4 protein-coding genes are annotated in these 2185 nt (G+C 70.8%); all 4 read right to left on the bottom strand.

Annotated elements, in window-relative coordinates; genetic code table 11:
* Window positions 1-34: 34 nt before the first annotated feature.
* The gene (locus tag IV088_RS12160; RefSeq protein WP_291102193.1) at window positions 35-706 is read right to left on the bottom strand and encodes a 2-hydroxychromene-2-carboxylate isomerase; all 672 of its coding nucleotides are present in this window, start codon (window positions 704-706) and stop codon (window positions 35-37) included.
* A gap of 68 nt (window positions 707-774) precedes the next feature.
* Window positions 775-1041, bottom strand: coding sequence for a DUF1289 domain-containing protein (locus tag IV088_RS12155; RefSeq protein WP_291102190.1), 267 nt, complete (start codon window positions 1039-1041; stop codon window positions 775-777).
* A gap of 5 nt (window positions 1042-1046) precedes the next feature.
* The gene (locus IV088_RS12150; RefSeq protein ID WP_291102188.1) at window positions 1047-1553 is read right to left on the bottom strand and encodes a YbaK/EbsC family protein; all 507 of its coding nucleotides are present in this window, start codon (window positions 1551-1553) and stop codon (window positions 1047-1049) included.
* Between the two features lie 41 nt (window positions 1554-1594).
* The coding region (locus IV088_RS12145) for a LysE family transporter (RefSeq protein WP_291102186.1) at window positions 1595-2185 on the bottom strand (591 nt) is incomplete at its 5' end.

Here is a 2185-nt window from a genome sequence, read left to right as displayed (position 1 = left end):
AGCGCCATGCGCCGGATCAAGAAAACCGCAGGTATCAACCTCGGCGCACCCCGGCGGGCAGCTGGGCCGCCGCCACCCAGGCGCCGGACTGGAACCAGGCGTCGCCGTCCAGACAGGCGCGCAGCATGGGCAGGGCGTCCTGCCCCCAGAACACGCGGCCCTTCGCCACCATCGAGGGCACCCCGAACACACCGGCGGCGAGCGCGGCCTCGGTGTTGTCGCGCAGCCGCTGTTTCACCGTGTCGCTGTCGGGCGCGTGCCAGGGTTTTTTCCGCTCGGCCATGTGGTCCTGCAGCCGGGCCTGCAGCGCGGCCAGGCGCGCGGGGTCGGTGGCGTCCAGCCCGCCGTGCCACACGTGCTGGAACAGCAGCCCGGTGACGTAACGGTTGGTGTCGCCGGGCGCGTCGTCGGTGGCGGTGCACAGCCCCAGGCGCAGCAGCGCGAGCGGGTTGAACGGGTGCGCTGCGGGCAGGTCGAGCCGCACCCCCTGCTGTTGCGCCAGCCAGCCCACCTGCCGGTAGGTCCATTCGCGCTTGCCCGGGATCTCGGCCGGGCCGAGCTGCCCGTGGGCCTTGAGCAGCGCGGCGAAGAGCACAGGCCGGTAGCGCACGTGCACGCTCAGGCCCATGAGCGCCTTCGGCAGCGCCTCGAAGGCCAGGTGCGCGTAGGGCGAAATCGGGTCGTAGAAAAAGGTCAGCTCGTGCAGGGTGCCGGACGGGGGCGCGGGGTCGATGTCGGTCGCGGACATTGGGGGCCTTTCGATTCAGCGCCGGTTCACACCTGGGGCTGCTGCCGCGCCTCGATGCGTTCCCACACGACGAGCCGCTCCGGATCGCCCAGCCCGCTCCAGGCCGCGATCTCGTCCACCGTGCGGTAGCAGCCGCTGCACAGGTCGGTGGCGGGGTTCATCTGGCACACCGAGATGCAGGGCGACGGCACCTCGGGGTCCACGTGGCGCGCGCGCGCGTCCTCGAGGTTGATCAGGGGCAGCACCCGGGGCACGGGCGCCGGGGTGCGGGCAAACAGTTTCTTGAGGAACATGGGGGTCAGGGCGTGGCGGGCACGGTCACGTCGTGCACGGGCGCGCCGGTGAGGTGTTGCAGGTCGTGGGGCGTGAGGCGGAACACCCCGTGCGGATGGCCCGCCGCCGCCCAGATCACGTCGAAGCGGAACAGCTGGTCATCGATCAGCGTCACGGGCGGCGTGGCGTGCGCCAGCGGCGAGACCCCGCCGATGGAAAAGCCGGTCTTGTCTTTCACGAAGTCGGCGTCGGCGCGGCCGAGCTTGCCACCCTCGGCGCAAACGATGGCCTGCACCTTCTTCTCGTCCACGCGCAGGTCGCCCGAGGTGATGACGAGCACGGCCACGTCGTCCGTCTTGCGGCGGAAGATGATGCTCTTGGCGATCTGGCCCAGCGCCACGCCCAGGGCATCGGCCGCCTGCTGCGCGGTGCGCGCAGCATCGCTCAGCATCACGGGCGCGTGCGGGTGGCCAAGCGCGGCCAGCGCGTCGGTGACGCGCTGCACGCCGGCGGGCCTCTCGGTTGTGTTCAAGGTTGATTCACTCATGGGCGGCAATGGTAGCGGGCCGGGTTTCAGCCCGCAGCCCGTTTCACCAGCAGCAGGCTCGCGCCCATGGCCACCAGCACGCCGCCGAACACGCGGTTCTGCGCGCGGCGCGCCTTGGCGGTCGCCAGCCAGCGCTGCGCGCGCGAGGCCAGGAAGGCGTAGCCGTGCATCACCATCAGATCGACCGAAATCGTGGTCACCAGCAGGATCAGCAACTGCAGCCACAACGGGCGCAGCGGGTCGATGAACTGCGGCAGCACCGCCACCATGAACACGATGCCCTTGGGGTTGGTCACGTTGGTCATGAAACCGGTCAGCACCCTCTGGCGCACCGTGGGCAGCCCGGGCTTCAGGCCGGCCACTTCGTCTGCGGCCTGCGTGTGGGCATGGGCCGCATGCACCGGCGAACGCCACTGCTTCACGCCCAGCCAGATCAGGTAACCCGCGCCCAGCACCTTGACCACGGTGAACGCGGTGGCCGAGGCCAGCAGCAGCGCGCCCACACCCACCCCGGCGATCAGCAGGATCACCGACAGCCCGAGCTGCAGGCCGGCGATGGTGGCGCTGGTGTGGCGCACGCCGTAGGCCAGGCCGTGGCTCATGGACAGCACGGCGCC

It is taken from the genome of Hydrogenophaga sp. (assembly GCF_018780075.1).
GTDB lineage: Bacteria > Pseudomonadota > Gammaproteobacteria > Burkholderiales > Burkholderiaceae_C > Hydrogenophaga.
The sequence above is the reverse complement of the archived record's forward strand: the minus strand, read 5'-3'. Positions and strand labels throughout refer to the sequence as shown.

What these genes read in the sequence shown, in the direction of transcription:
- IV088_RS12155 (WP_291102190.1), bottom strand. Translation starts at nt 1,041, where the DNA reads ATGTTCCTCAAGAAACTGTTTGCCCGCACCCCGGCGCCCGTGCCCCGG.